Genomic DNA, 25,239 nt, shown 5'->3' with positions numbered 1-25,239 from the left:
GTGCCCCAGGTGGCCGCCAGGCGGCTGGTGAGCTTATGCAGGCCGTCGCGCCGCTGATTGGCCACCCGCGCATGTGCCCTGCCCAGGGCGGCCTTGGTTTTGGTCCAGCGGGCGGAGGCCTCGCGCTTGCCACCGTCCGGGGCGCGGGGGCCGACGCGGCGGGCGAGCTGCTTGTTCAACCGGCGCAGCCGCCTGAGCGCCGAGCGGTGATGCCTGGGGTTGGCGACGACCTCGCCGGTGGACAGCACCGCGAGGTCTTTAACCCCCAGGTCGACGCCGACCACGACCTCCGGCCTGGCCAGGGCGCGGTCGGGGCGGTCGAGCTCGCAGGTGAACGCGACGAACCAGCGCCCTCCCTCACTGCGGACGGTGGCCGACAGGATCCGCCCCGTGCCGCGCTCCAGATGCCGGGCGAGTTTCCGGGTCGACTCGTGGGTGCGGACGGTGCCCAGGCGGGGCAGCGTCACGTGGCGGCGGTCGGCCTCCACCCGGATCGCTCCGATGGTGAACCGGCACGAAGGGGCGGTGCGGTGCTTGGACCTGAACCGGGGAAACCCCATCTTCTTGCCCGCCCGCGTGCCGTGACGCGAAGCCGCCCAGTTCCTCAGCGCCCGTGCCACGCCGTCGAGGCCGCTGGTGTAGGCCTCTTTGGAGTGCTCGGCCCACCACGGCGCGACGTCGCCCTTGGCGGTGTTCTCGGCGGTGTTCCACGCCCGGCGCAGATCGTACAACGACCACGCCACCTCGGTCAGGTGTTCATCGGGCACCCCGTAGGACTTCTCCGCCTCCCGCTGGGACAAGGCGGCCTTGACGAGATTGAGCCCCCAGTTGAAGGCGAACCGGGCCGCGCCGCAATGGGAGGCGAGCAGACGCGCCTGCTCGGGGGTGGGGTCCAGGGCATAGCGGTAGGCCTGGTGGACCCGCATCAACCCTCCCCCTCACGCTACGTCGCCGACCGTCAACGTACCGTAGGAGCCATGATCAACGACTACCCGACCGGCGAACAGACCCACGCCCGCCTCGGGAGCGCAGGAAGCCGCAGACGGAGCCGGTGGCCTTGCCGGCGGTGCCGGTAGCGGTGTCGGTGGAGGCGGGCACGCCGAGGAAGACGCCTCCACAGAAGAGACGCAGGCCTGCCCCACGGTGGTCGCGCCGTGCCAGGCGGCAGAATCGACGTCTGCGACCAGGATCAGCCGCCCGACCTTACGAGCGGGCACGGGCCAGGCGCCTTCCCGATACCACCGGTAAGCGGCGATCGGATGGACACCCCTGCGCCTTAACCCACTCCTTCAAGCTCACTCACACATCCTGATACACGCTCAACCACCAACCGCTTCCAACCCCTTCGCCGGGCGGAGGAACGCGAGGGCGGGGAGCCGGAGGTCTCCTCTTTCCCAGGTCGAACGATTCGCACTCCCCGAAAAGTCCTGAACAATGGACATGATGCCGGAATCGATCCGCGGATCCCCTGCCGTATCCGGTCTCACGGTTGAAAAGGCTCCGGCACGCCGTCCCGAAGTTCGAACCTGACGTAAATCTTGGTTTCGTTCGAGGAAGAAATGACGGCGTTCGGACTGTTCGGCCCGCGAACCTCCTTGAAAAGGATTTCATTCCGGAAATGAGAGCCCCGGGCCGCTCTCTCTCGACTTCTACTGTTCGGCGGCGGCATCGCGGCGGGATGAGGCCCTCCGGCCAGGGCGCCGGAACCTGGCCGACCGCCGCTTTACCGCGATCCGGCTCTCGGGTCAACCCATCCCATACGCATTTATCGCGACCCGGGCAATCAGGTTGACGGAGCCTCAACAAAGCCGCCGCGTTCCGATTACCGGCGAGCCGATAACGCTTTTATACCTGATGATAAATCCCCGGCCCGTCGGCCCGAATTTTACGCGCAACAAAAAGTGTCAGAGATATTGAAAGTCTGGTCGCGGCGGCACACACTCGGCGTTGTGAAGATCCACCCATCAGATTTGGAGCCACGATGGATCGAGCCGTAACCGGAATTCACGGGCGTAGAAAAACGATGCTCCGGCGCCTCACATCCGCCGTCGTCGCCATGCTCGCCGTCGCATTCCTCTGCGTTCCGCCCGCCAGCGCCCTCGCGCTGCCGACACCGAAGGATCTGACCGCCTTCCTCGACCTCGAATGCTTCAAGACCAGCCCGTACCAGCCGCCCGCCACCACGCTCAAACTGCGGCACATCAACCCCGTACTCAGCACCCTGCCGATCGAGACCGTCACCCTCGGCGAGCGTCAGCAGCTGTGCGTCCCGGTCGCCAAGAACAACCAGATACCGCCGTCACCCGCGCTCGACTTCATCAGGTACATCGACCTGGCCTGCTACAAGATCTCCGGCACCACGGTGACCACGGGTCTCGTGCTCAGCCATCTCAACCCGCTGTTCCAGAGCCTGCCGCGCACGCAGATCTCCCTGAACACCCCGCAGCAGCTGTGCGTGCCGGTCATCAAGAACAACGCGGTCCCGCCCGCGGAGGTGCTGTCGCTCGTCCGCCACATCGACCTCAAGTGCTACGGCATCACCCCCAACAACCCGCTGAACCAGCAGTTGTCCCTGCGTCAGCTCAACCCCGTCCTGAGCCCGACAATCCCCACGCACGGCGCGCAGGTCCTCACCGCCCGCCAGCTGTGCGTCCCGGTGCAGAAGGCCGGCGACATCATCCCGGACGAGGTGCTCAAAATCGTCCGGTGGATCGACCTGGAGAAGTTCGACCTGGTCACCCCGGCCCTGCCCACGGTCTCGCTCACCCTGCGGCACATCAACCCCGTCCTCGCCGGTCTCCCGGCCGAGCGGGCCGTCCTCAGCGGCGCCAGCCAGCTGGCCCTGCCAGTCGCCAAGAACGGCAACTTCCCGCCGGGCTGATTCCCTGACACGGAGCCCCTCCACCGGTGCCGATGGAGGGGCTCCCCCATTGCCCTGCCCCCGATAAGGCGGGACACGCGGGGCTGTTCATCGATCACCCGGAGCTTCGGCGAACGTGGCACCGATCTCCATCATCCGCTCGACCGCGTAGGCGGGGTCGATCAACGCCTCGGGAGTGTGAAGGCCCGGCGCCACGGCTTCGCCGCGCAGGCCGAGCAGTCGTTCGACACCGAGGGCGACGGCGAGCGCGGTCAGGTCGCGCTGCCCCTCCGGGTGGCGAAGGTGGCGTCTCCTCCTGAGCGGTGCGCCCCTGCGATCCTCTCCTTCGAGATCGATCTCGACCACGCTGGAGGCGGGCTCGCCTCGGCGCCTGTTCTCGGCGGACTCACCGGCCGCGAACGCGAAGCGGACGTTCGGTGCGCCCGTCGCGATGGCGAGACTCGGAACGTCGAGGGTGGCCATGATCTGGCCGGGCAGGACGGCGCCGTCGGCTCCGGTGACCTCCACCCGCGCTTCGGGACCGTCGACCCAGCTGAAGACGCCGTCGCGGCGGACGAGCCCAGCCGAGGTGGAGGCCGTCAGGCGTTCCATGTCCGCCGCAGCCGCGGGCCCGCCGATGTCCGGCTCGTCCAGTACGGCACCGGCCCGGATGGTGTCGATCCGGCCGAACTCCCTGGCGAGGTGCAGTGTCGCGAGGACGACGAGACCGGCGTACCAGTGGCTGGCCAGTAGGATCGGGGCGGCGCCGGCCCGCTGCCCGCCCGCGACGACCTCGGGGGCGATGTCCGTCAGGCCGCTGGAGAGGCTGAGGTACGGCAGGCCGCGGTCCTGGGCGTAGCGCAGTCCGTTCAAATGGCTGTCCCACAGTGCCGCGACGACCGCCGAGTGTTCATGGCCTGCGGGGAGGCCGAGGTCGTCGCGGCGCAGATCGATGGTCACCGCTGTCGCGTCGCCGAGTTCGTCGGCGACACGCCGCGCGCGCTCCAGATCGCGGCCCGCGATCGTGAGCGGCAACGTCGGATACCACCGGCGCAGGATGGCCGCGGTCCCCGCGCCCGCCTGACCGGAACCACCCATGATCAGTACCGATTTCGAGTGCTCCATCGCGTTCTCCTCTCGCGTTCCCGCTAACTTACATTTTGTAACCTACATTTTGTAGCCTAGACTGGGCGGCAACGCAAGGGAGCGCAATGGCCACGGCATCGACGCGCCTGTCCAGACAGGCCAGGCGGGAGCAGTTGCTCGACACCGCCCTGAGGATCGTGCGCGCCCAGGGCGCCGACGGCCTCACCCTGCTCACCCTCGCGGAGGCCGCCGGAGTGAGCAGGCCGATCGTCTACGACCACTTCGGCACCCGCCCCGGCCTGCTGCTCGCGCTCTACCAGCGACTCGACGAACGACACCGGACCGCGTCGGCACAGGCGTTGCGGGAGGCCGAGCCCATCCTCGGCGAGACAGCCCGCGTCCTGAGCACCGCGTACTTCGCGTGCTCCACCGACATGCCGGAGTGGAACGCCGTTTCCGCCGCGCTGAAGGGAAATCCGGAAATGGAAGTGATCGAGCGCGAGATGTTCGACAGCTTCACGGACCTGATGGCCGCGGCACTGCTGCCGTACTCCGACCTCACGCCGGAAGCCCTTCGACTGCGCTGTGTCGGCGCGCTGGGCGCGGCCGAGGCGATCGCCGCGGAGCTGAACCGGGGGCGGGCAACCGTCGCCGACGCGGTCGCCGCGCTCACCGACCTGATCGTCGGCGGCATCGACACCGGAACCGGCCGATCGGTGATCGACGATTCGCGGCTGTGATCCACGGCTCAGGCAGGCGCGAGTTCCATCAGCCCTCCGAACGGCATGTACGGAACCGGAGAATCCCCTCCCGTCCTATGGCCAGGCCGTCAGCTGGAACCATACGGACTTGCCGTAGGGATTGAAGGTCCAGCCCCAGCTGCGGGAGAGATCCTGGACGATGGCGAGACCGCGGCCGGAGATCTCCATGTCATCGGCCCGCCTCAGCCGCGGGACCGCGATGCACGCGTCGTGGACGTCCACGGTCAGCAACTCCCTCTCCCTGCCGACCGTGACGCGGACGGGGCTCGCGGCGGGAACGTCCGGCGATCCGTACGCCAGCGCGTTGGTGACGAGTTCCGAGGCCAGGAGTTCGGCGATTTCCGGGATGTCTCCCGCCGCCTTCCAGTCGGTGGCGACGTCGCGCACGAACCGGCGGGCGGACGCGACACTTCTCGGTTCGCGCGGTATCCACTTCTCCCCCAGCGGGGAAAGGCCGGGATTCATCGTGTAGCGATATTCGGTCAGCGGAGTTCGCCGAGACCTGCGACGAGGCCCTTGAAACCGGTGGCGCGCTGTCCCGGCTGCTCGACTGGAGGAAAGGGCGGTCCTTCCCTCCCTGGTTCGGGAAGTGGCATGACAAGGAGCAGGTCGCGGCCACGCTCAGGACCTATCAACCTCTGGTGGTTCCCGGTCTGCTTCAGACCGAGGCATATGCCCGCGTGGTGCTACGTGGAGACGAGGCGGCGGTGGAGGCCCGCCTGCACCGCCAGGCCATCCTCTTCCGCGAGGATCCTTCACCACCGACCTACCGATGCGTGGTCGACGAGGGAGTTCTCCATCGCCCGATCGGTAGCCACAAGATAATGAAAGAGCAGTTAGAGCACCTGATTTCGGTGGTCAATCCACGCCTGAGCGTTCAGGTGATACCCCACGGGATGCATTCCGGCCTGATGGGCGGGTTCGTAATCGCGACGCTGGACGGAGGAGGCGACGTACTGTATGCGGAGACGGCTGTGCGCGGTCTCACCACGAGCGATCAGGAAGACGTTACGGCGGCCGTGGAGCGTTTTGAGGCCATCCGGACCGAAGCGCTGCCGCTAAGCATGTCCATCGAGCTCATCCAAAGGGCGGTAGAGGAAAAGTGGACCTGAACAACGTCACGTGGATCAAATCAAGCTTCTCCGGAGACAACGGCGGCGACTGCGTCGAGGTCGCGAAGCTCGGAGACACCACCGGCCACCCCGACCTGGTCGCCGTGCGCGACTCCAAGGACCCCGAGGGCCCGAAGCTCTTCTTCAGCCCCGCCGGGTGGGACACGTTCCTCGGCGGCGTGAAGACCGGCAGGTTCGACATCGGCTGAGATCGCCACTTCCGGCGATCGACAGGCGTTGCCGAACCTCACGCCCTGCCCCTTGCGAGTACCGGCTCGCCGGGTGATCGAATACTCCGTTCGCAGTTCGGAGCACTGGACGCGGGAAACAGGCAAGATGATCCCGTGAGGCTCGGAAAGCGGCTCGCCGGACGCCTCTCGCGGGCACAGGCGGAAAGAGGTGGGGCTGATGGCCGGGCGGTTGGTCGAGTTGGAAGTGGAGAACTTCCGGAGCCTGCGGAAGGTGTCGCTGCCGTTGGGGCGGGTCAACGTGCTGGTGGGGCCCAACGGCGCGGGCAAGACGAACGTGCTGAGGGTGTTCGACTTCCTGGCCGACATCGTCCGGACAGACCTGGGGCCCGCGCTTGAGGACCGAGGGGGCTTCGACGAACTGGTGTTCCGGGGGGGCGACCTGCGGCCGGACCATATTCAGATCGGGCTGAAGGGGCACTGGTCCGTACCCGAAACATCCAATTGCCCTCTCGACATGTACCGCTTGAAGATCAACGGTAGTCCTCCGGCTCGGGAAGAGATCTTCCATCTCAGCCGGGCCGGTGGCTGGCGGAACCGGATCGAAGTGTCGGGTGAGCGAGCCGCGAGTTCACAGTACGGGGCCGACGAGGTGATCTCGGACGACGAGTCCGAGCGGCGTACCGCGGTGATGGAGGTCGGAATCCAGCCGTTCAGCACCGGCCTGTCCACTCTGCCCCGGCTGTCGGAGAATTTCGGCGGGCGAGAGGTGGTGGCCCTGGCCGACTTCCTCACCACCTTCCGCGTCTTCGACGTCGACGTCCACCGCGCGCGCATGCCGTCACGTGTTTCCCGGAGCGGGTACGAGGCCATCGCGGACGACGCCTCCAACCTGGCGAGGTTCCTGCTGACCCTGCGCGACACCGACGAAGAGGCGTGGGAGCGACTGCAGGCCGACGCCATAGAGGTGCTCCCCCAGCTCGAAGCACTCGACTTCGACTACCCGTCCGGAGGCGCTCGTTCCGTCGTGGTGGTTCTCAGGGAGCGCGGGCTGCGCGAACCCACCTCGCTGCTCGACGCCTCTTACGGCACGATCCGCCTGCTGGGCCTTCTCGCGATGCTCTACGACCCCAGCCCTCCCGCGCTCACCTGCGTCGAGGAGATCGACCACGGTCTGCACCCGCAGGCATTGGAGATCCTCGTCGAGCGGGTCCGGGAGGCGAGCGACAGGACGCAGTTCATCATCGCCACCCATTCGCCGGCCCTCGCCGACCGGCTCAAACCCGAGGAACTCATCGTGTGCGAGCGTGCGGAGGACGGTTCCTCCGTGATCCCGGCGGTCTCGACCGCCCAGGTCGAGAAGATCGTGCGAGCCAGCGAGGGAATCCCCCTGGGAGAGCTGTGGTTCTCCGGCGCGCTGGGAGGCGATCTGTGAGCAGGCGCGGGGGAACCCGCATCCGGCCGACCAGGAAACCGATCGTGGTCGTCGCCGGTGAGGACCGAAACGACCGGCTCAGCCTCCGGATCCTCCTGGAGGAGTTCTGCCCGGAGATGCGCGGGCGAATCGTGGAGATCGGCGATCCGGTACGGCTGCACCAGGCCACCGGGGCGAACCTCGCCGCGCGTGCGGAAACCCTCGCGCGCAAGGTCCGCGCGAGGGCCGTACGGGATGACGCGACCGTGGCGTGCGTGTTCGTTCACGAAGACCTCGACGCGGTCGACGACGACCGGTATCCGGCCATTCGCCTGCGGGTGGAAAAAGCTTTGCAAGAGGCCCTGGGGACGGCGCACTACGCTCTGGCCGTGGCGGAGATCGAGTCCTGGTTACTGCTGTTTCCCGACGCACTCACCGCCGTCTGCGGCTCGTGGTCGGTGCCTGCCAGGCATCGTGGCAGGGACACCGGGCGGCTGGCCGATCCCAAACAGGTGCTCATGCGAGAGGTCAGCGGTTCGGGCCGTCGCTATCGGGAGTCCGACGCGCCGGATGTCCTCGGCAAGGCCACGATGATGGGCCTGGCAGCGAGACCTTCGGGCCGCAATCGCTCGTACGAGCAGCTGCGAGAGGACGCCGCCCGTTGTTGCGCCGATCACGTGTGTCCCTCATCAGGATGAGCCCTTACGGACAACATCAAGGGACTCGACGCCCCCTCATCCCCGCCGGCAGGACGTCTTCGTCAACGACGTGAAAGCCGACTGCCAGGTCCTGTTTCTTGGGTCAGGCATGGAACCAAGATCGCCAAGGTGGCAACTGTGATGGTTCCCGGAGTCACGGAATGACTTGGAATAATCTCTGCGCCGTCGCCGGACACGAGCACTGTCACCCGCTCTCGCCCCTGTGTCTGCAGGGCTGACGGTGTCGCCGTCGGCGCGAGGAGGTCGCTATCCAACTGCCCCACGGTGATCATCGGGGCGTTTCATCGGTAGGGGCCGGGTTGCCGGGAGGGGAGCGATTGCCGAAGGTCCTCGGCCTGTCGAAGATTGGCATGTGCCGTCATATGGTTCCCAATGGCTTGAGCCTGGGTGGCGAGTTCTACATACGCGTCGGCTTGTCCCTCGATATGGCCGACCTGGCGGCTGAGGAGGAGAGCGGTAACAGCGTTCTGGTGAGCGGTGGCCGGGGCGCCCAGATGGCGGTGGACGACGGCCAGGTTGTGGTGGGTGTCGGCTTGGCTCATGAGATCTCCCAGTTCCCGGAACAGGATGAGCGCTTGGTCCAGGTGGGCTTGAGCGTCGCCGTGCTTGTTGAGTTGCCCGTCCAGCATGCCGAGTTGCCGGTGGCAAATTCCCTGACCACGTCGGTGGCCGGCCTGCTCGAACAGTTCCATTGCCCGGGTCAGGTGTTCGCGGGACCTGGCAGCATGGCCCTCCAGACGGTCGAGAATGCCGAGACTGGAATGAGCGAACGCCAGTTCGACGAAGCCGTCAATCAAGGACGCCGCTTCCAGGCAGAATTCAGCGTGCAAGCGAGCTTCGTTGAAGTTGCCGAGCCACTTGTTGACGTTGCAGAGCTCGTGATGGATCTCCATCTGGCCGGCCTGGCTGCCCACTTCGGAGTACAGCGCAAGAGAAGTTCGAAAGCGCGTCAGCGCGGCGGAGTACTTGCTCGTACGCATATCGACCAAGCCCAGGTTGTGGTGCATGGCAGCTTGGCCGAGCCGATCGTTCATACGTTCCGCCAAACTCAGCGCCTGGCTGTTCAATTCGACGATCTCGGCGTAGAAGCCGCGCATCCGCTGGTAGGCCTCGAGGCTGTGAGCCAGACGCCACGCCTGGGGAGAATCTATGGACAGGCAGCGGCGGGTCACGGCGAGAAGATCGGCGTGATGCCGATCGAGCCATCGCAACGCGGCGACATTCGACTCGTGGCGGGGCGGCGGCACCCGAGGCTCACGCCTGCCGGTTTTCACTTCGGCAACGGAGGCGCTGGAGTCCACCAGAAGTGTGGCGGCCCTGATGGCCTCCGCTGTGTACCGGAAGAGCCTTTCGTCGGCGGCGGCCTGGCGTCTGTGGGTGTCACGCTTGTCGGACTCGATCAGTGCGGCGGCGCGGACGGCGTCATGCATCCGATAAGCCCCCCTTCCGCTGTCGTCCACGATGAGCAGACCGCGTCGGTAGAGGGTGGACATCAGCGCGGCTGCCTCTTTTGACGACCGGTCGGCGATGACGGCGGCGATGGACGTGGTGATTGACGAACCCGGGTAGCGTGCGATGCTGCGAAGCACCGAGCGAGCGGGTTTGGCCAGTGCCGCGAAGGAGCGTGCGAACGCCGCTGCCGTCTCGTCTTCAATCAATTCGACTGGAGTGGCAAGGATGTCTCGGGCTGGATTGGCCGCTTTCAGGTCGCTCATCTGACGGATCGAGAGCGGAAGCCGGAAGGCCGCGGCAATCTCAGCGGCGGCCCGCGGGTCATTCAGTCCGGCACGTCGAAGGATCGCGCCCGCGAGCTGAGCGGCCTGGCTATGACTGAACGGCTGCGGGGTGATTGTGTGGTCGGGGTCGAGGCCGATCAGCACATGGCGCGTCGTGATCAGGACCGCTGAGCCTTCGGCGGCGGGCAGCAGTGGTCGAACGTGCTCGGTGGTGTCGGCGTCGTCCAGGACGACCAGCAGCCGTTTGCCTCTGGTGGCGGCCTGCCAGGCGTGCCCGAGCGTGGTCACGTCGGCAGCTTTCGGGTTGGGCGGAACCCGAAGGGCGTTGAGCAGGGTTCGTAGTGCTTCGGTACTGGTCATTCGTGACTCGCTTGCCGCGTACGTACGCAGGCCCAGCCAAAACACGCCGTCGGGATAGCGTGCGGCCAGTTCATGGGCGGCGCGGATGGCCAGTTCGGTCTTCCCCGTTCCGGGCATGCCGGTGATCACCAGCAGGCGAGGGCCGGGATGATTGCCATCGGGTGCGGGGGCTGTCAGACGGCTCAGCTCCTTGCCGCGGCCGATGAAGACACGGGTGCCGGTCGGCGGCTGCAACATCGAACCCTGCGACTGTTCCTCCGCCGTCGACGCGGCTTGTGGGTCACCGCTCTGCGGCAGGGTGATCAGCGCGCCGGCGCTGACGAGAGTGGTCATCATGACGAGCCCGCCGAACAGCCACCAATTCCAGGTTGTCGTCAGCAGATTGGTCAGTCCTCCGGCCACCACGCCGGCCGCTGGGCCCGATGCCGCGATCATCAGGCGGCCTCGCCGCCGAACCGGTGATCCACTCGCCACGGTGATCACCTCATGTTCGGCAGAGATTGGCCATTGCGCCTCGAAGAGAGGGGCACAAGGGCGCCACCGTCAGCCCAGGAAATGTGACGGGCGAGGACACCTCGTTCACGGACGCGGGCGCGCCCGCTGGAGCAGGTACTCAGCGAGCCGGTCACATCTGCCATTGTTCCAACAATCGGCCTCTGCGGATGTTGAACCAGCGGGTTGGTGATGAACTTCTAACGTGACCGAAGTTCTACCGACTGGCGACGAGGACCGGCTGCGGCCGAATTGGCGAGGAGGTCTTATTGAGAATGAATTTCCAGATCGGGGCAGTTCGAGGGACAGGCCGGGCCCGATGAAACGATCCGGCTCCGCGCCCGGCCCGGGAAACAGGGCCTAACGGTCTGCGTCCGCGGCTCGCTTGACGAGCCTGACCACGACGCTCTTGGAGGTAGGCGTGTTGGAGGTCTCCGCGACCGAGTCGAGCGGCACCAGCACGTTGGTCTCGGGGAAGTACGCGGCGCAGCAGCCGCGCGCGGTCGGGTAGGCGACCGCGCGGAAGGACTCCGCCCTGCGCTCCCCGTCGGGCCACTCGCTGACCAGGTCCACCATGTCGCCGTCGGCCAGACCTCGCTCGGCCAGGTCGTCGGCGTGCACGAAGACCACCCGGCGGCCGTTGCGGACGCCCCGGTAGCGGTCGTCCATGCCGTAGATCGTGGTGTTGTACTGGTCGTGGCTGCGGACCGTCTGGAGCAGCAGCCGCCCCGGCGGGACCCGCAGCACCTCAAGGGGGTTGACGGTGAAGTTGGCCTTCCCCGTCGCGGTCGGGAAGCGGCGCTCGTCGCGGGGCGCGTTGGGCAGCGTGAAACCGCCCGAGAGGCGGGCGCGCAGGTTGAAGTCCTCGAAGCCGGGGACCACGCGGGAGATGTGGTGGCGGATCACGTCGTAGTCGGCGAACCGCTCCCAGGGCACCTGCGGGTCGGTGCCGAACAGCTCCGTCGCCAGGCGGCGGACGATGTCCACCTCGGAGAGCAGGTCGCCGGAGGCGGGCGGCAGGTTGCCCCGCGAGGCGTGGACCATGCCCATGGAGTCCTCGACCGTGACGAAGCGGCCCGCGCGGTCGCCGGGCGCGACGTCGCGCTCGGTGCGTCCCAGGGTGGGGAGGATGAGCGCCTCCCGCCCGCACACGGCGTGGGAGCGGTTGAGCTTGGTCGAGACCTGCACCGTCAGCCGGGCCCGGCGCATCGCCTCCTCGGTCACCGCCGTGTCGGGGGTCGCGGCCACGAAGTTGCCGCCCATCGCGACGAAGACCTTCGCCCGCTCCGACCGCAGCGCGCGGATCGCCTCCACGGTGTCGAGACCGTGGTCGCGGGGCGGATCGAAGCCGAACTCGTCGCGCAGGGCGTCGAGGAACCACGCCGGGGGCCTCTCGTTGATGCCCATGGTGCGGTCGCCCTGGACGTTGGAGTGGCCGCGCACCGGGCACACCCCGGCCCCCGGGCGGCCCACGTTGCCACGCAGCAGCAGGAAGTTGACGACCTCCCTGATGGTGGCGACGGAGTTCTTGTGCTGGGTGAGCCCCATCGCCCAGCACACGATGACCGACTTCGCGCCGAGCACCTCCCGTACGGCGTCCTCGACGGCCGGGCGGTCCAGCCCGGTCGCCTCCTCGACCTCCGCCCAGTCCAGGGAGCGCAGGTCCTCGGCCCACTTGTCGAAGCCGTGGGTGTGGGTCTCGACGAAGGCGCGGTCGACCACGGTGCCGGGGGCGGCGTCCTCGGCTTCGAGCAGGAGCAGCGACATGGCCTGGAAGAGCGCGAGGTCGCCGTTGAGGCGGATCTGCAGGAACCGGTCGGCCAGCGTGGTGCCCTTGCCGACCAGCCCGGAGGCCTTCTGCGGGTTCTTGAAGCGGAGCAGCCCGGCCTCGGGCAGCGGGTTGACCGCGACGATCCGGGCGCCGTCGCGCTTGGCCCGCTCCAGCGCCGACAGCATGCGGGGATGGTTGGTGCCGGGGTTCTGGCCGACCACGAAGACGAGGTCGGCCCGGTGCAGGTCCTCCAGCGAGACCGTGCCCTTGCCGATGCCGAGCGTCTCGTTGAGCGCCGAGCCGCTGGACTCGTGGCACATGTTGGAGCAGTCGGGCAGGTTGTTGGTGCCGAACCTGCGCACCAGGAGCTGGTACGCGAACGCGGCCTCGTTGGAGGTGCGGCCTGAGGTGTAGAACAGCGCCTCGTCGGGGCTGTCGAGGGCGCGCAGCTCACGGGCGACGATGGCGAACGCGTCGTCCCAGCTCACCGGCACGTAGTGGTCGGAGCCCTCGGGCCGGTGCATCGGCTCGGTGAGGCGTCCCTGCTGGCCGAGCCAGTAGTCGGTGTGCCGGGCCAGGTCGTCCACGGTGTGCCGGGCGAAGAAGTCGCGGGTGACCCTGCGGACGGTGGCCTCCTCGGCCACCGCCTTGGCGCCGTTCTCGCAGAACTCGGCCGGGCTGCGGTGCCCGCCCTCGGGCCAGGCGCAGCCGGGGCAGTCGAAGCCTTCCTTCTGGTTGACCACGGCCAGGGTGCGCAGGGTGCGGCCGACGCCCATCTGGGCGTTCGCCGCCAGCAGCGACCGGGTCACCCCCGGGATGCCGGCGGCCCACTCCTTGGGCGGGCCGACCTCGAGGCCGTCCTCGTTGACGTCGTCGCGCGGGGCCTTCCTGGCCATCCTCGCGCCTCCTTCCGGCCGGTCACCTTCGTGAGCGCACAATACAGGCGCTCAGCCGGGCCCGGTTCCCAGCCTGTCGAGCACCCATCCGTGGAAGGCCCCGATGTGGTGCTCGCTGGGCACCAGGACCCCCCCTTGAGCGTACGCCCGGGAGTTCATCGCGGGCTGGCACCGCTCGCAGGCCTCGAAGTCCTGCACGTTGACGCGGTGGAAGAGCTCGACGGACGGGCCGAGGTCCCTGCCCGAGTCCACGACGTCGCCGAGGAAGAGCCAGTCGCACTCCACGATCGTCCGGTCGGCCGCCAGCGGGAACATCCGGTGCAGGATCACATGGTCGGGCACGAGGTTGACGAAGACCTGCGGCTTGATGGTGATCGCGTAGTAGCGGCGGTCCTGGTCCTCGCCCACCCCGGGGATGCGGTCCACCCCCTCGGAGCCGTCGACGGTGAACCCCCGGATCTCCTCGCCGAACTCCGCGCCGTGCCCGACGAAGGACTGCGCCGCGTACCCGTCGGCGAACTCCGGCAGCACCTCGGTGAGCTCGGGGTGGATGGTGGCGCAGTGGTAGCACTCCATGAAGTTCTCGACGATGAGCTTCCAGTTCGCCTTCACGTCGTAGACGATCCTGCGGCCCACCCGGAGGTTGGCGATGTCGTAGTTCTCGATGGACCGCTCGTCGCCCAGCCGGTGCGTCGCCTCGGCGACCACGTCCGCCTCGAACGACGGCGGCTCGTCGGCGAGGCACACCCACACGTACCCGATCCACTCGCGCACGTGCACGTTGATCAGCCCGTACTCCACCCGGTCGATGTCGGGCATCTTGGTGAGGTTCGGCGCGGCGATCAGCTTGCCGTCGAGGTCGTAGGTCCACGCGTGGTAGGGGCACTGGAAGGACCGCTTGACCTCGCCGGACTCCTCGGTGCGGATCCGGGCGCCCCGGTGGCGGCACACGTTGAGGAAGGCGCGGATCGAACCGTCCCTGGCCCGGGTGACGAGGACGCTCTCGCGGCCCACCTGGACGGTCCTGAAGGCCCCCGGCCTGCCGAGGTCGGACGCGCGGGCGACGCAGAACCACATCGTCTCGAAGACGCGGGCCTGCTCCAGGGCGAAGATGTTCTCGTCGGTGTAGTAGCCGCCTGGCAGGGTGGCGATCACGCTGGGGGGCAGGCTTCTCGCGGTCACGGTCGGCTCCTCTTCACACGGGGCTCACGTTCTCACGCGGCGTTCGCGGCTTTACGCGGTGCTCGCGTCCTACGCGGTACTCGCGCGGACGCCGGGCGGCAGGTTCGGGGGCTCCTCTGAGGGGAGGACGTAGACGGTGCCGTCCTCGACCACCACCCGGTGGGTGCGCAGCGGCAGTTTGGCGGGAGGAGAGCTCGGCCGTCCCGTCCGCAGGTCGAAGCTCGACGCGTGCAGCGGGCACTCGATCTCGCAGCCCTCCAGCCACCCGTCGGAAAGGGAGGCGTCCTGGTGGGTGCAGGTGTCGTCCACGGCGTAGATCTCGCCGTCCTCGGTGTGGAAGACGGCGATGGGCGGGTCGACGTCGAGCCGGTGGGCCTCACCTGGCGGTAGGGCCGCGAGGGGACAGGCAGGGATCATCGCAACAAACCCCAGTTTCGGAAGGCGGAACACACAGCGCTATACGCAACAGCGTGACCCCAGGAAATCCCGATGTCAAGGGTCGTCACCGGGGTCTCCCCATGGTCACGCAGGGTTTCGCGGACGGGATCGGGAGGCTCTGTGGTTCCGGGGGAGAGCCGGAAAACGCTCCTTGACCGGGTGTACGGCACCATGTCCTTTGTGGATCTTTCCAGGCGTCATGGGCCGCGCGTCGCGATCGCGGCCGTCACCCTGTTGTTCGTCCTCGGCGGCTTCGACCAGCTGAAGACGCCCGCGCTGCCGATGCCCGCGAACGCGGCGACCTCTGTGGAGGAGATCGCCGAGCGGCTGCGGGGCCGCCTGAAGGGCGACGTCTTCGAGAGCCCCCTGGCGGACCTCACCTTCGCCCCCTTCGCCACGAACCTGGACACCCCCCTCCTGCACTGGTGCTGGCCGGAGCGGGAGCGGGGCATCGAGGCGCGGCTGCCACCCGGGGGCGTGCCCGCCTATACCGCCCAGCTGCGCGCTCCGGAGGTGCCCGAGCCGCTGGAGGTGCGGTTCTGGATCACCTCGCCCGATCAGGCGAGCCGCCTGATCTCGGCGACCCGGCGCGGCACCGGGAAGTGCGACTACCGCGACCACAACGCGATCAGCGACGTGGGCGACTTCGACCGCGGGGGATGGCGCGGGCTGCGGGCTCTGGTCACCACGGAGTACTTCACGGAAGAAGGCGACTCGGGCGCCAGTGCGACGATCGTGGCCACCCGTGGCGCGCTGCTGGCCGAGGTGTCGTGGGCGTGGCCGTTCGAGGCGGGCGGCAGACCGGACCCGCGACCGCTGCACGAGGGCACCGCGGCGGCGGCGTCCGTGCTGGCCGCCGTGGGCGGCGCCCCCACCGCGCCCGCACCGGCCGGCGCCGGCTCGCGGGCGGCTTCGGCCGCGATGGCCGCGGCCCTGCCCCCGCCCTCCGCCTACGGCAAGGACATGAAGCCATGGTCCGACCCCGTCGGTCTCACTCATGACCTGGTCTGCGCGGCGGCTTTCGACGAGAACGTGCACGGCGGCGCTCCGGCCGTCACGCGCCGCCTGATCGGTGAGGTCTCCGTCCGCGAGGACGTGCTGTTCCTGGCCGACGAGCGGAGCGCCGAGGAGGCCCGCGTCCGGCCGCTCATCTGGCGCGGATCGGGCACCCTACCCGATAAGGAAGAGAAGCCCTGCGACTCCGAGGACCCGAGGTCCTACAGCGTCGGTCCCCATCTCGCCCCCTTCACCAGGGGTCCCTGGACGGGTGAGATCGAGACCTTCGCCGTGCGGCATCCCGACCTGCCGCCCCGGCTCACCCGTCGCGACTCCGTCGCGCACGTCGCCGTGGCGGTGCGCCACGGCTCCACCATGGTCTATCTCCGCTGGCAGGGACCGGCCGGGACCGACCCGGCCGCCGCCCTGCGCGCCGGCCGCGCCGTCCTCACCCGCACGCTCGACCGCCTGCCCACGGGCGGCTGAAGGTCCTCGGCACCTGCGCGGAAAGGTCGATCGACTCGTGCGAGTCCCCGCGGGCGGTTCACGCGTAGGCGTCGGCGCCGAGTTTGATCGCGACGAGCAGCCCGCAGGCGGCGGCGCCGAACCGGAGCGCGCGGCCGGGCAGGCGGCGGGCGATCGGCGGCCCGAGCAGGCCGCCGAGGAAGAATCCCAGCGCGAGCGGCGCCACCGCCGACCACTGCACCGGGCCGAAGAGGGCGAAGGCGACCGTGGACGCCGCGTTCGCCAGCGAGGACACGACGGACTTGATCGCGTTGACCCTGACCGGCGCCTGGTCGAGCACGGCGGAGAGCACCGCGAACATCAGGATCCCGCCCGCGGCCCCGAAGTAGCCGATGTAGACGGCGACGCCGAACAGCGCGGCGCGCGCCGCCCACCCGTCCTCGCCGCCGGACCCTCCCCCGACCCTGGGCGGGCGGATCAGCAGCAGCGCGGCGATGGCGATCAGCCACGGCGCTATCGCCTCGAACGTGTCGGAAGGGGTCATCAGCAGCAGCGCCGACCCCACCGCCCCTCCGATCAGGGTCATCACGCCGAGCCGCATGACCCTGCCGCCCTGCCCGGCGAGCTCGGGCCGCGACCCGAGCGTCGCGCCCACCCCGTGGAACGTCAGCGCCACCGTGTTCGTGACGTTCGCGGCCAGCGGGGGCAGGCCGAACGCGAGCAGCGCCGGGTAGGAGACGATCGACGCCAGGCTCACCACCGTGCCGACCACCCCGGCCAGCGTCCCGGCCCCCAACAGTCCCAGCATCTCGGCCATGTCCACGGGGTCAAAGCCAATCACACGCTCCCGCACGGCGTGCCCCGGCCCCCGGCCCATCCCTTCGTCGGCCGGCTGAGGCTTCATCGCCTTTCAGGGTGATCGTTCGATCTCGCGAGGTGCAGGACGCCGGTCGGCGCACCGGTACGGGGTCACGGCTCCGGCCCGGGACCGGAGCGGGCTCCCGACCGGCCGGGCACGCCTCGGCCCTCCAGGTGGGGTCCGCCGCCTGAGTCCTCCGGCGGCGTGGCCGGGTGGCCCACGGGCTCCGGGAGGTACGGGGGCCGCGCCGCCGCGGCGGGGTCCGCGGGGAGCCGGACGGTGAACACCGCCCCGGCTCCCGGGCGCCCGTCCGCGGTGACGGTCCCGCCGTGGCCGTCCACCACCTCGCGGACGAGGGCGAGACCGAGGCCCAGGCCCCCGCTGCGGGACCCGCCGACGAACCGGGTGAAGAGGCGTTCGGCGTCGCGGGGGTCGAGGCCCACGCCGTCGTCGCGGACGTCGAGCCGGACCGTCTCCGGGCCGCCGGAGAGGATCACCCAGATGTGGCCGCCCGCACGGGTGTGGGTGAGCGCGTTGTCGAGGAGCGCGGAGATCACCCTGCGCAGCGCGGACTGCGCCCCGCGCACGACGTGGCCGCCCGGCCCCTGGCGCCGTACCTCGACCGTCACGCCGTGCACCTCGGCGCGGGCCGCCTCGGCCAGGACGAGCTCCTCGGCCAGCGCGGCGAGGTCGACCGGGGCGAACGGCCGGCGCAGCTGGCCGAACTGGGCCGTCAGCAGCAGGTCCTCGACCACGTCGCCCAGCTGCCGGGTGCCGTTCACCAGCCGGTCGACCTCGGCCGCGGCGAGAAGCGGGTCGTTCCCCCGCCGCAGCCCGCGGGCGACGATCTGGGCGCGGATGTGCAGGCGGGTCAGCGGGGTGCGCAGCTCGTGGCTGACGTCCGCGGCGAACCGGCGCTGGCGGGCCAGGGCCTCGCCCAGGGGCGCGATCGCCCTCCGGGCGACGATCTGGCCGATCATCAGCGCGGCCAGCAGGCCGGTGAGCTCCGCGGCGGCGAGGGTGCGCAGCAGCCGGTGCCGCTCCGCGGCCTGGTAGCGCAGGTCCATCGCCGCCTGGACCGCCACGCCACCGCGCCGCCGGGTGTGGACGAGATAGGACTGCCCGGCGATCTCGATCCGGCCGACCCGGGGCTCGCGTCCGGCGGCGGCCTGATGCAGCGCGGCGCGCACCGGCAGCACCGCCGGCGCGCCGGGAGACCTCAGCACGGTGTCACCGTGCAGTTCGAACAGCCAGACGCAGGGCGGGGGCCGCGAGAGGTACGCGTGCTGGGCCGCGACGGCCAGGTCGCGCCGCGCCGAGGTGTCCTGGTCGCTGGTGATGACGCAGTACACCATCATCCCGCCGAGCGCGAGCATCACGGAGATCGCGCCCGCCACCTGCATGGTGACCCGGCGGCGGGCCCGGAGCAGCAGGTACCGCTCCGGCTCGTGGGGCGGACGCCTCCTCACAATCCGCCCAGGCGGTATCCCACACCCCGCACGGTGCGTACGACGTCCGCCCCAAGCTTGTTGCGCAGGTAGTAGACGTAGGTGTCCACGATCGACTCCGTCCGGGCGCCGTCGAAGACGCGCTGGCGCAGCGAGGCGCGTGTGTGCACCTGCCGCGGCCGGGTCGCCAGCGCGCTCAGCAGCCGGCACTCCTGCCCCGAGAGCGTCACCTGCTCGCCGGTCGGCAGCCCCACGATGTGGGAATCGGAGTCCAGCCAGCCCGCGCCGAGCGGCAGCAGCCTGGCGTGGTCGAGGTTCCTGCGGTGCAGCGCCCGCACCCTGGCCAGCAGCTCGTCGATCTCGAACGGCTTGACCAGGTAGTCCTCGGCGCCCGCGTCGAGCCCGGCGACCCGGTCGGCGACCGTGCCGAAGGCGGTCAGCACGAGCACCGGCACGGTGACGGCCCGGCGGCGCAGCCGTGTCAGCAGCTCGATGCCGTCGACCGCCGGGAGACCCCGGTCGACGATCATCACGTCGTACGGGCGGCTCAGGCCCAGGTGAAGGCCGCGCTGTCCCTCCGGGGCCAGGTCGACCATGTACCCCTGCTCGATGAACAACCCGACCAGCATGTGCCCGAGCTCGGGGTCGTCCTCGACGAGGAGCAGCCGGCGAGCGAGCGTGCCGGATGTCCCCGATGTCACAGCCACGAAAACAACCGTGGCATTCCTCCCGCCGAATTACCAGGGTTCCCAGAATAATTGAAAGTTACACAGCAATGCTCGTACCGTGTTCGGCTGATCACAAAACGATATCCGCACTGCGTTCAGGGCGTTCAACGGATTCGAGCGGTCACGAGGAATGGGATTTCTCGGCCTGTTCCTCCAGAGAGCGGATATCCGGGCCGGCGGCCCCGGATCCGTGGGCACGTTCGTGACGCTCCGGCAGCGCCAGTTTGTACAGCGGCAAAGCTCCCGCGGTGGTGATGATGGCCACGAGCACGAGGATGGCGAAGAGCTCCTGCGTGATCATGCCCTGCGCCAGGCCGATGTTGATGAAGATGAGGATCATCAGCCCCCGCGCGTTCATGAGCGCCCCCACCGCGTAGGACTCGCGCCAGCCGAATCCCAGGGCCCTCATCGACAGCGAGCAGCCGAAGTACTTCCCGCAGAAGCCCGCGGCCAGGATCGCGGCGAACGCCAGGAGCATGGGACCGCCGGTGACGCCGTCGAGATGGGTGTTCAGCCCGGAGAAGGTGAAGAAGACCGGCAGCAGCAGCGTCGAGACGACGTCCATCATGCGGCCGTGCAGCGCCTGGCGGAACGCCGCGTCGCGGGGCATCGCCAGCCCGGCGAGGAAGCCGCCGAAGACCGCGTAGACCCCGATCCAGTCGGTGAGCCAGCCCGCCGTGAGCGGGATGAGGACGACGGCGTACATGGCGCCGGGGCCGATCCGGCCGGTCCGCGCGACGCCCTCGCCCAGGGGCCGCAGCAGCGGCGCGACCACCTTCAGCATCACCACCGCGAACAGCGCCGTCAGCGCGATGGTGCGCACCGCGTCGCCGGGACCCGAGTCGAGGTGCATCGCCGACAGCACGGCGAGGATGCACCAGGCGAGGGCGTCGTCGATGGCGGCCGCCACCAGGGTCAGCTTCCCGAGAGGGGAGTTCTCCAGCCCCCGCTCGTACAGGATCCTGGCCAGCATGGGGAACGCGGTCAGCGACAGCGCTCCCCCGACGAACAGGGCGAACTCCCACCGGCTGACGTCGGGGCGCGAGAGCATCTCCCACAGGAGCAGACCGACGCAGGAGCCGAGGAGCAGGGAGGGGACGATACCGGAGAACGCCAGCGTCGCCGCCCTGCGGCCCTGGCCGGGCGGCGACGCGCCGTGGTCCAGCCCGGCACCGACCAGGAACATGTACAGCGTCAGCCCGATGGTGCTCAGCACGTACAGGACCGGCCTGACCTCGGCGGGGAACACGGCCGCCTGGGCCTCGGGGAACAACTGGCCGAACAGCGTCGGGCCGAGGAGGACGCCGGCGACCATCTCGCCGAGGACCCGCGGTTGCATCATCATGAGCGCCAGCCGGCCGCATATCGCCGCGGCCAGCAGGATGACGACCAGGGCGGGCAGGACTTTGAGGATCAGTTCGAGGTTCGGGTCGCCGGCGGTGACCTGTGCCAGGGTGGGCATGTCGTTTCTCCGCTCGTGGTCCGGACGATCATCTGCTCTCCGCGGCGGCCGAACGGTCGGCCTCCGCGAAGTGGCGCTCACACAGCCGCTGCCTGCGCGCGTCCCAGACCATGTAGGTGCCGAGGACGAGCTGCACGAGGCTGCGCCAGACGTCCTCCCAGCGGTCGCGGAACCGGATGAACCGCAGCGCCGCCCGGTGGGCCGCCCCCTTGGGGACACCCCGCGGAACGAGCAGGCACGGTCCCCGGTTGGGCATCGACCGGGTGTGGGAGGCGGAGGAGTCGAGGGTGTACGCGCGCAGGACCTCCCGCGCCGCGACCCGCATGGTGATCGGCGCCAGCCGCCAGGCGGGGCAGGGGCGGTTGGCGGCGACGCCGAACGGGATGTGGTTGAGCTCCCGGACCGCGGGCCTGCCCGGGCGGGGACGGCCGGAGGCGGGGCAGCCGGGGGCCGGGCGGCCCGAGGCGGGACCGTCCCGGCCGGAGCGGTCCGGCTCCGGACGGACCCGGCCCGAACGGTCCAGATGCGAGTAGTCCGCGTGCGAGCGGTCCGTGCCGAAACGGCCGGGATCGAAACGGTCGGGGTCGGGGAAGCCCTCGCGGTGGAAGGCGGGGTAGTCGAAGCACAGCACCGAGCCGGCCGGGATCGTCGTGTGCTCGTCGAGGGGGATGTCGCCGGTGGTGACGCGGTGGGCGACGCCGAAGAGCGGGTAGAGCCGCAGCGTCTCGGAGATGACGCGGTCGAGGTGGCGCTCGTCACCCCGCTCGTCACCCGCGAGCACCCCGGCCTGGGCGTCCGGGTGCTGGGCGAGGACCATCAGCAGGTGGGCCATGGCCTCCGACATCTGGACGACCGCGGTGTTGAAGAAGGTCCCCTGCAGGTAGAGGGCCTGCTCCCTGGCCGACAACCCCGCCGGGAGCCGGTCCCGCACCTTGGGCAGCAGGCCGGCGAGGTGCCGGGTCAGCTTGTCGCGCCGGTCCATGTGCCGCAGCCCGCAGCACTTGAGCGCGGTGACGACGTCGTCCGCGTTGCCCACGATCAGGTCGCGCGCCGTCGGCGGGCACGGTTCGCCGAAGACGAGCTCGTAGTAGAACTCCGCCCAGACCGGCATCATCAGGTCGCGCAGCCGGACCAGTCCTCCCGCGTCCCGCAGCGTCCGGGCGACACAGCGGCGGGTGAGCTCCTCGGCCTCCACGCGCGGCACGGACAGGAAGCCGCGCGTGGCGCGGGCGACCGCGTCGTACCGCTCTCCCGCCTCGAGGTGTTCCTGGTGCAACTCGGCGCCGGGCGACAGCCAGTACCAGAACAGGTCCGACAGCGCGGCCCCCCGGCTCCGGCCGTCGGCCGCCGGGTGGGAGTAGATCTCCCTGAACCTCTCGACGCCGACCAGGTCTCCGGGAACGATGATCCCCTCCTCCCCGTTGATCCGGGCGAAGACCCGCGTCCGCAACGCCACGATCCTGGCGGGGAGCCATCGGGGCAGGCTCAGCACGGCGGCGGCGGCGACCCCGACCGCCACCGCCCTGACCGGCGCGGTCACCGGCATGACCGTCGCACCATGCCCGGATCGAGGTCGTGGACCGACGCGCAGCCGCACAGGGTGAGCGCGTGCTCGACCTCCGAGCGGAGCAGGTCGAGGACGCGGGTCACGCCGCGCTCGCCGTCCGCGGCCAGCCCCCAGATCACCGGGCGGCCGACCGCGACCGCGGCGGCGCCCAGCGCCATCGCCTTCAGCACGTCGGTGCCGCGCCGGACGCCTCCGTCCATCAGCACCGGGACGGCCCCGCCGACGGCGGCCACGATCTCCGGCAGCAGGTCGACGGCGGCCGGGACCGTGTCGAGCTGGCGTCCGCCGTGGTTGGACACCAGCAACCCCGAGACGCCGTGGTCGAGCGCCAGGCGCGCGTCGGCGGGATGCGCGACGCCCTTGAGGACGATCGGGAGCGCCGTCATCTCCCGGAGCAGGCCGATGTGCTCCCAGGAGGTCTCCGGCGACATGACGATCGGCCGTACCCGCCCGCCGTCGCGCAGGTTCTCGCAGGCCATCCCCTCGGGCAGGTCCTGGAGACCGTGGTGGCGCTCCCGGTCCCGCAGGCCATGGGCCGGTGAGTCCACCGTGACGACCAGCGCCCGGCACCCGGCCGCCTCGGCGCGCCGCACGAGCGTCTCGGTGAAGGCCATGTCCGGCTGGACGTAGAGCTGGAACCACAGGGTGGCCCCGGGCGCCGCCGCGGCCACGTCCCCGACGGCGACGGTGGAGGCCATGCTCACGATCATGATCGTCCCGGCGGTGGCCGCCGCCCGCGCGGTGGCCCGCTCGCCCTCGGGGTCGGCGAGCCGGTGGAACGCGGTCGGCGCCACCAGCACGGGCATGGCCGCCCGGCCGCCGGGCAGGGTGACGTCGGTCCGGGGTCTCCCGGCGCCGCGCAGCACCCGCGGCAGCAGGGAGAGCCTTTCGAACGCGGCCTCGTTGGCCCGTACGGTGACCTCGTCCCCGGCCCCGCCGGCGAAGTAGCCGTAGTACTCCGGGGCGAGGCGCGCGCGGGCCGCGGCCTCGAACTCGCGGAGGGTACGCGGGGCCGCCGGTGCGGCCGGGGCCGTCGGCGCCGCCGGGGGCGCCGGGGCCGCCCATGTCCTCGCGTCCGCCACGTGCGGGGGGCGCTCACCCGCCCCCTGCGGTGTCCTCGCGTCCGTCACGCCGGGACCGAGGCGACCTGGCGGGCGAAGAACGCGCGGAGCGGTTCCACGTGGGTCTCCCGGGAGGTCCATTCGTTCTCCAGGTTCTCGGTGACGTGGTGGACGGCCGGCGGCGCGCCGGCCCGGTGGTGGCGCACCACCGGGTGCAGGTAGTGGCCCTCGGCGGCGCGCTCGGCGTCGTTCTGCCGGATCCGGCCCACCCCGATGTCGAACGGATCGACCTGGTCGTGCTCAGGGCCGTACTCCAGCGTGATCGTGAAGTGGCCGCCGTCGCCGATCGGCGGACCCTCCAGGTCGACCGGCAGCTCCTCCAGATAGCGCGCCCCGCCGTGGCCGTCGAGGACGACGACGTCGCCCAGCAGCCCGAACTGCTGCCACAGCGCCGAGCTGCGGTTGACCCGTTCGAGCACCGCCGCCGCGAGCGCCTCCGGATCGGCCGGGAGCTCGCGGCCGGGCCACCCGGCACCGTGGTACCTGTTCTCCAAAATGCGGTGCAGCGCCCGGGTGCCGTACCGGAAGCCGTGGATGAACCCGCTGGTGCCGCGCTTGAAGTCGCGGGACTGCGTCACGGTCCCGGCGAAGTAGAGATCGGGCACGTTCACCGACTCGTAGGCGGGGGTGAGCGCGGGGAACCTGTCGTTGATCGTCAGCTCCGGGCGGCACTCGTCGGAGAAGATCGAGGCGTCGATCCGGAAGCCGGTGCAGACGATGATCCTGTCGTACGGGATGTCCTTGGTGACCTCGTCGGCGCGGACGAAGCTCACCGTCACCAGGTACGAGCCGTCGGCCTGGCGCTCGATCCGCTTGATGTCGCCGTCCAGCACCGCGTTCTGGGACTTGAGCTGGTAGGTGTCGAGGAAGTTGTTGTTGACCGCGCGCAGATGCCCGACGAAGTGGGTGCGCCACGCCAGCCGGATGGAGTGCGGCCCGGCGACGTGGATCACCGCGGCCGTCGCGACCAGGCTGTCGGCCGTCTCGAACGCCGAGTTGCCCTTGCCGATGACGAGCACCCGCTGGTTCACGTAGTCGGACGGGTCGGTGGAGACGGTGCCGTAGGGTTCGGCCGTCTCGATGCCCGGTATCGACGGGATGTTGGGCCGGCTGACCCCGGTCGCGACGACCAGCCGTCTGGCCTCGTGGGTCCGGCCGCGCTCGTCGGTCACCAGGAAGTGGCCCGTATCGGAGGCGCGGGTGACCTGGGAGACGCGGGCGTCGTAGGTGACGCGCAGGTCGCAGGCCGCGGCGAAGTCGGCGAGATAGCGGACCATGTCGTCGGCGGCGGGGAAGTAGCGGTCGCTGTAGCGGGTGAACAGCAGGCCGGGATCGTCCGACAGCAGCGAGTTCCAGTCCATCCGGAGGTTGAGCTCCGGGTCGTCCGACCCGGTGTACCTCTTGTTGATCGAGATGAGCTGTCGGTGGCGCGGGAAGGTCCGGAAGAAGGTGCCCGGCGCGGGGCCCGCCTCCAGGATCAGGTAGCTCCGTCCCGCCTTGCCGAGGAAGTACCCCAGCTGCAGCCCCGCGGGGCCGGCACCGATCACCACGTAGTCCAGCGCATTGTCCGGCACGTAC

General features: G+C 69.8%; 21 protein-coding genes. 7 read left to right on the top strand and 14 right to left on the bottom strand.

The features are described from left to right. Positions 1-926 (bottom strand): IS607 family element RNA-guided endonuclease TnpB (tnpB, locus tag ACTOQ1_RS24625; protein WP_440070381.1); only part of this gene is annotated, 926 nt, incomplete at its 3' end. A 1,130-nt stretch (positions 927-2,056) separates the two neighbouring features. Here tnpB and ACTOQ1_RS24620 point away from each other — a divergent pair. Beyond that, entirely contained in the window at positions 2,057-2,881 is an 825-nt protein-coding gene (locus tag ACTOQ1_RS24620) for a hypothetical protein (protein WP_440070380.1), read from the top strand. Between the two features lie 87 nt (positions 2,882-2,968). On the opposite strand, the gene ACTOQ1_RS24615 is transcribed toward ACTOQ1_RS24620, so the two are convergent. Further along, positions 2,969-3,985: a hypothetical protein gene (locus ACTOQ1_RS24615; protein WP_440070379.1), complete on the bottom strand. Its 1,017-nt coding sequence runs from the start codon at positions 3,983-3,985 to the stop codon at positions 2,969-2,971. A gap of 86 nt (positions 3,986-4,071) precedes the next feature. On the opposite strand from ACTOQ1_RS24615, the gene ACTOQ1_RS24610 reads away from it, so the two are divergent. Further along, a complete protein-coding gene (locus ACTOQ1_RS24610; protein ID WP_440070378.1) occupies positions 4,072-4,686 on the top strand; it encodes a TetR/AcrR family transcriptional regulator in 615 nt (204 codons plus the stop codon). 75 nt (positions 4,687-4,761) lie between these two features. Here the strand turns inward: ACTOQ1_RS24610 and ACTOQ1_RS24605 are convergent, their stop codons facing one another. Next, a complete protein-coding gene (locus tag ACTOQ1_RS24605; RefSeq protein WP_440070377.1) occupies positions 4,762-5,172 on the bottom strand; it encodes an ATP-binding protein in 411 nt (136 codons plus the stop codon). Between the two features lie 11 nt (positions 5,173-5,183). Here ACTOQ1_RS24605 and ACTOQ1_RS24600 point away from each other — a divergent pair, with 11 nt between their 5' ends. From ACTOQ1_RS24600 to ACTOQ1_RS24585, 4 genes are all read left to right on the top strand, one after another. Further along, entirely contained in the window at positions 5,184-5,819 is a 636-nt protein-coding gene (locus ACTOQ1_RS24600) for a DUF5753 domain-containing protein (RefSeq protein ID WP_440070386.1), read from the top strand. After that, entirely contained in the window at positions 5,810-6,028 is a 219-nt protein-coding gene (locus ACTOQ1_RS24595; protein WP_440070376.1) for a DUF397 domain-containing protein, read from the top strand. Before ACTOQ1_RS24600 ends, ACTOQ1_RS24595 begins: the two co-directional genes overlap by 10 nt. Positions 6,029-6,227: 199 nt before the next feature. Next, a complete protein-coding gene (locus tag ACTOQ1_RS24590; RefSeq protein ID WP_440070375.1) occupies positions 6,228-7,442 on the top strand; it encodes an AAA family ATPase in 1,215 nt (404 codons plus the stop codon). Next, the gene (locus tag ACTOQ1_RS24585) at positions 7,439-8,119 is read left to right on the top strand and encodes a hypothetical protein (RefSeq protein ID WP_440070374.1); all 681 of its coding nucleotides are present in this window, start codon (positions 7,439-7,441) and stop codon (positions 8,117-8,119) included. Before ACTOQ1_RS24590 ends, ACTOQ1_RS24585 begins: the two co-directional genes overlap by 4 nt. A 302-nt stretch (positions 8,120-8,421) precedes the next feature. Here the strand turns inward: ACTOQ1_RS24585 and ACTOQ1_RS24580 are convergent, their stop codons facing one another. The 4 genes from ACTOQ1_RS24580 to ACTOQ1_RS24565 all read right to left on the bottom strand — a co-directional run bounded on the left by ACTOQ1_RS24580 (position 8,422) and on the right by ACTOQ1_RS24565 (position 14,994). After that, the gene (locus ACTOQ1_RS24580; protein WP_440070373.1) at positions 8,422-10,671 is read right to left on the bottom strand and encodes an AAA family ATPase; all 2,250 of its coding nucleotides are present in this window, start codon (positions 10,669-10,671) and stop codon (positions 8,422-8,424) included. 417 nt (positions 10,672-11,088) lie between these two features. After that, complete coding sequence (locus tag ACTOQ1_RS24575) at positions 11,089-13,395, bottom strand: FdhF/YdeP family oxidoreductase (protein WP_440070372.1); 2,307 nt, start codon at positions 13,393-13,395, stop codon at positions 11,089-11,091. 51 nt (positions 13,396-13,446) lie between these two features. Next, on the bottom strand, positions 13,447-14,577 hold the full coding sequence (locus ACTOQ1_RS24570; RefSeq protein WP_440070371.1) for an aromatic ring-hydroxylating oxygenase subunit alpha: 1,131 nt from the start codon (positions 14,575-14,577) through the stop codon (positions 13,447-13,449). A gap of 69 nt (positions 14,578-14,646) precedes the next feature. Beyond that, positions 14,647-14,994, bottom strand: coding sequence for a bifunctional 3-phenylpropionate/cinnamic acid dioxygenase ferredoxin subunit (locus tag ACTOQ1_RS24565; protein ID WP_440070370.1), 348 nt, complete (start codon positions 14,992-14,994; stop codon positions 14,647-14,649). A 201-nt stretch (positions 14,995-15,195) separates the two neighbouring features. Between ACTOQ1_RS24565 and ACTOQ1_RS24560 the strand changes: the two genes are divergently transcribed. Further along, entirely contained in the window at positions 15,196-16,497 is a 1,302-nt protein-coding gene (locus ACTOQ1_RS24560) for a hypothetical protein (protein ID WP_440070369.1), read from the top strand. Positions 16,498-16,555: 58 nt separating this feature from the next. On the opposite strand, the gene ACTOQ1_RS24555 is transcribed toward ACTOQ1_RS24560, so the two are convergent. From ACTOQ1_RS24555 to ACTOQ1_RS24525, 7 genes are all read right to left on the bottom strand, one after another. Beyond that, a complete protein-coding gene (locus ACTOQ1_RS24555) occupies positions 16,556-17,293 on the bottom strand; it encodes a sulfite exporter TauE/SafE family protein (RefSeq protein ID WP_440070368.1) in 738 nt (245 codons plus the stop codon). Positions 17,294-17,445: 152 nt separating this feature from the next. Next, a complete protein-coding gene (locus tag ACTOQ1_RS24550) occupies positions 17,446-18,804 on the bottom strand; it encodes a sensor histidine kinase (RefSeq protein ID WP_440070367.1) in 1,359 nt (452 codons plus the stop codon). After that, entirely contained in the window at positions 18,801-19,490 is a 690-nt protein-coding gene (locus tag ACTOQ1_RS24545; RefSeq protein ID WP_440070366.1) for a response regulator transcription factor, read from the bottom strand. Before ACTOQ1_RS24545 ends, ACTOQ1_RS24550 begins: the two co-directional genes overlap by 4 nt. Before the next feature lie 142 nt (positions 19,491-19,632). Next, on the bottom strand, positions 19,633-20,973 hold the full coding sequence (locus tag ACTOQ1_RS24540) for a cation:proton antiporter (RefSeq protein ID WP_440070365.1): 1,341 nt from the start codon (positions 20,971-20,973) through the stop codon (positions 19,633-19,635). 28 nt (positions 20,974-21,001) lie between these two features. After that, positions 21,002-22,519, bottom strand: coding sequence for a cytochrome P450 (locus tag ACTOQ1_RS24535; RefSeq protein WP_440070364.1), 1,518 nt, complete (start codon positions 22,517-22,519; stop codon positions 21,002-21,004). Then, a complete protein-coding gene (locus ACTOQ1_RS24530; protein ID WP_440070363.1) occupies positions 22,510-23,670 on the bottom strand; it encodes an alpha-hydroxy acid oxidase in 1,161 nt (386 codons plus the stop codon). Before ACTOQ1_RS24530 ends, ACTOQ1_RS24535 begins: the two co-directional genes overlap by 10 nt. Then, positions 23,667-25,235, bottom strand: coding sequence for an NAD(P)-binding domain-containing protein (locus tag ACTOQ1_RS24525; protein ID WP_440070362.1), 1,569 nt, complete (start codon positions 25,233-25,235; stop codon positions 23,667-23,669). Before ACTOQ1_RS24525 ends, ACTOQ1_RS24530 begins: the two co-directional genes overlap by 4 nt. Positions 25,236-25,239: the final 4 nt, after the last annotated feature.

The sequence above is a fragment of the Streptosporangium sp. OZ121 genome, from assembly GCF_051918885.1.
Classification (GTDB): domain Bacteria; phylum Actinomycetota; class Actinomycetes; order Streptosporangiales; family Streptosporangiaceae; genus Streptosporangium.
Note: the sequence above shows the minus strand (reverse complement) of the source record. Positions and strands in the feature narration are given on the sequence as shown.

Coding starts and splice junctions, on each gene's coding strand:
- ACTOQ1_RS24620 (WP_440070380.1), top strand. CDS start 2,057: ATGCTCGCCGTCGCATTCCTCTGCGTTCCGCCCGCCAGCGCCCTCGCG.
- ACTOQ1_RS24615 (WP_440070379.1), bottom strand. CDS start 3,985: ATGGAGCACTCGAAATCGGTACTGATCATGGGTGGTTCCGGTCAGGCG.
- ACTOQ1_RS24610 (WP_440070378.1), top strand. CDS start 4,072: ATGGCCACGGCATCGACGCGCCTGTCCAGACAGGCCAGGCGGGAGCAG.
- ACTOQ1_RS24605 (WP_440070377.1), bottom strand. CDS start 5,172: ATGAATCCCGGCCTTTCCCCGCTGGGGGAGAAGTGGATACCGCGCGAA.
- ACTOQ1_RS24590 (WP_440070375.1), top strand. CDS start 6,228: ATGGCCGGGCGGTTGGTCGAGTTGGAAGTGGAGAACTTCCGGAGCCTG.
- ACTOQ1_RS24580 (WP_440070373.1), bottom strand. CDS start 10,671: ATGATCGCGGCATCGGGCCCAGCGGCCGGCGTGGTGGCCGGAGGACTG.
- ACTOQ1_RS24575 (WP_440070372.1), bottom strand. CDS start 13,395: ATGGCCAGGAAGGCCCCGCGCGACGACGTCAACGAGGACGGCCTCGAG.
- ACTOQ1_RS24565 (WP_440070370.1), bottom strand. CDS start 14,994: ATGATCCCTGCCTGTCCCCTCGCGGCCCTACCGCCAGGTGAGGCCCAC.
- ACTOQ1_RS24555 (WP_440070368.1), bottom strand. CDS start 17,293: ATGGCCGAGATGCTGGGACTGTTGGGGGCCGGGACGCTGGCCGGGGTG.
- ACTOQ1_RS24540 (WP_440070365.1), bottom strand. CDS start 20,973: ATGCCCACCCTGGCACAGGTCACCGCCGGCGACCCGAACCTCGAACTG.
- ACTOQ1_RS24535 (WP_440070364.1), bottom strand. CDS start 22,519: ATGCCGGTGACCGCGCCGGTCAGGGCGGTGGCGGTCGGGGTCGCCGCC.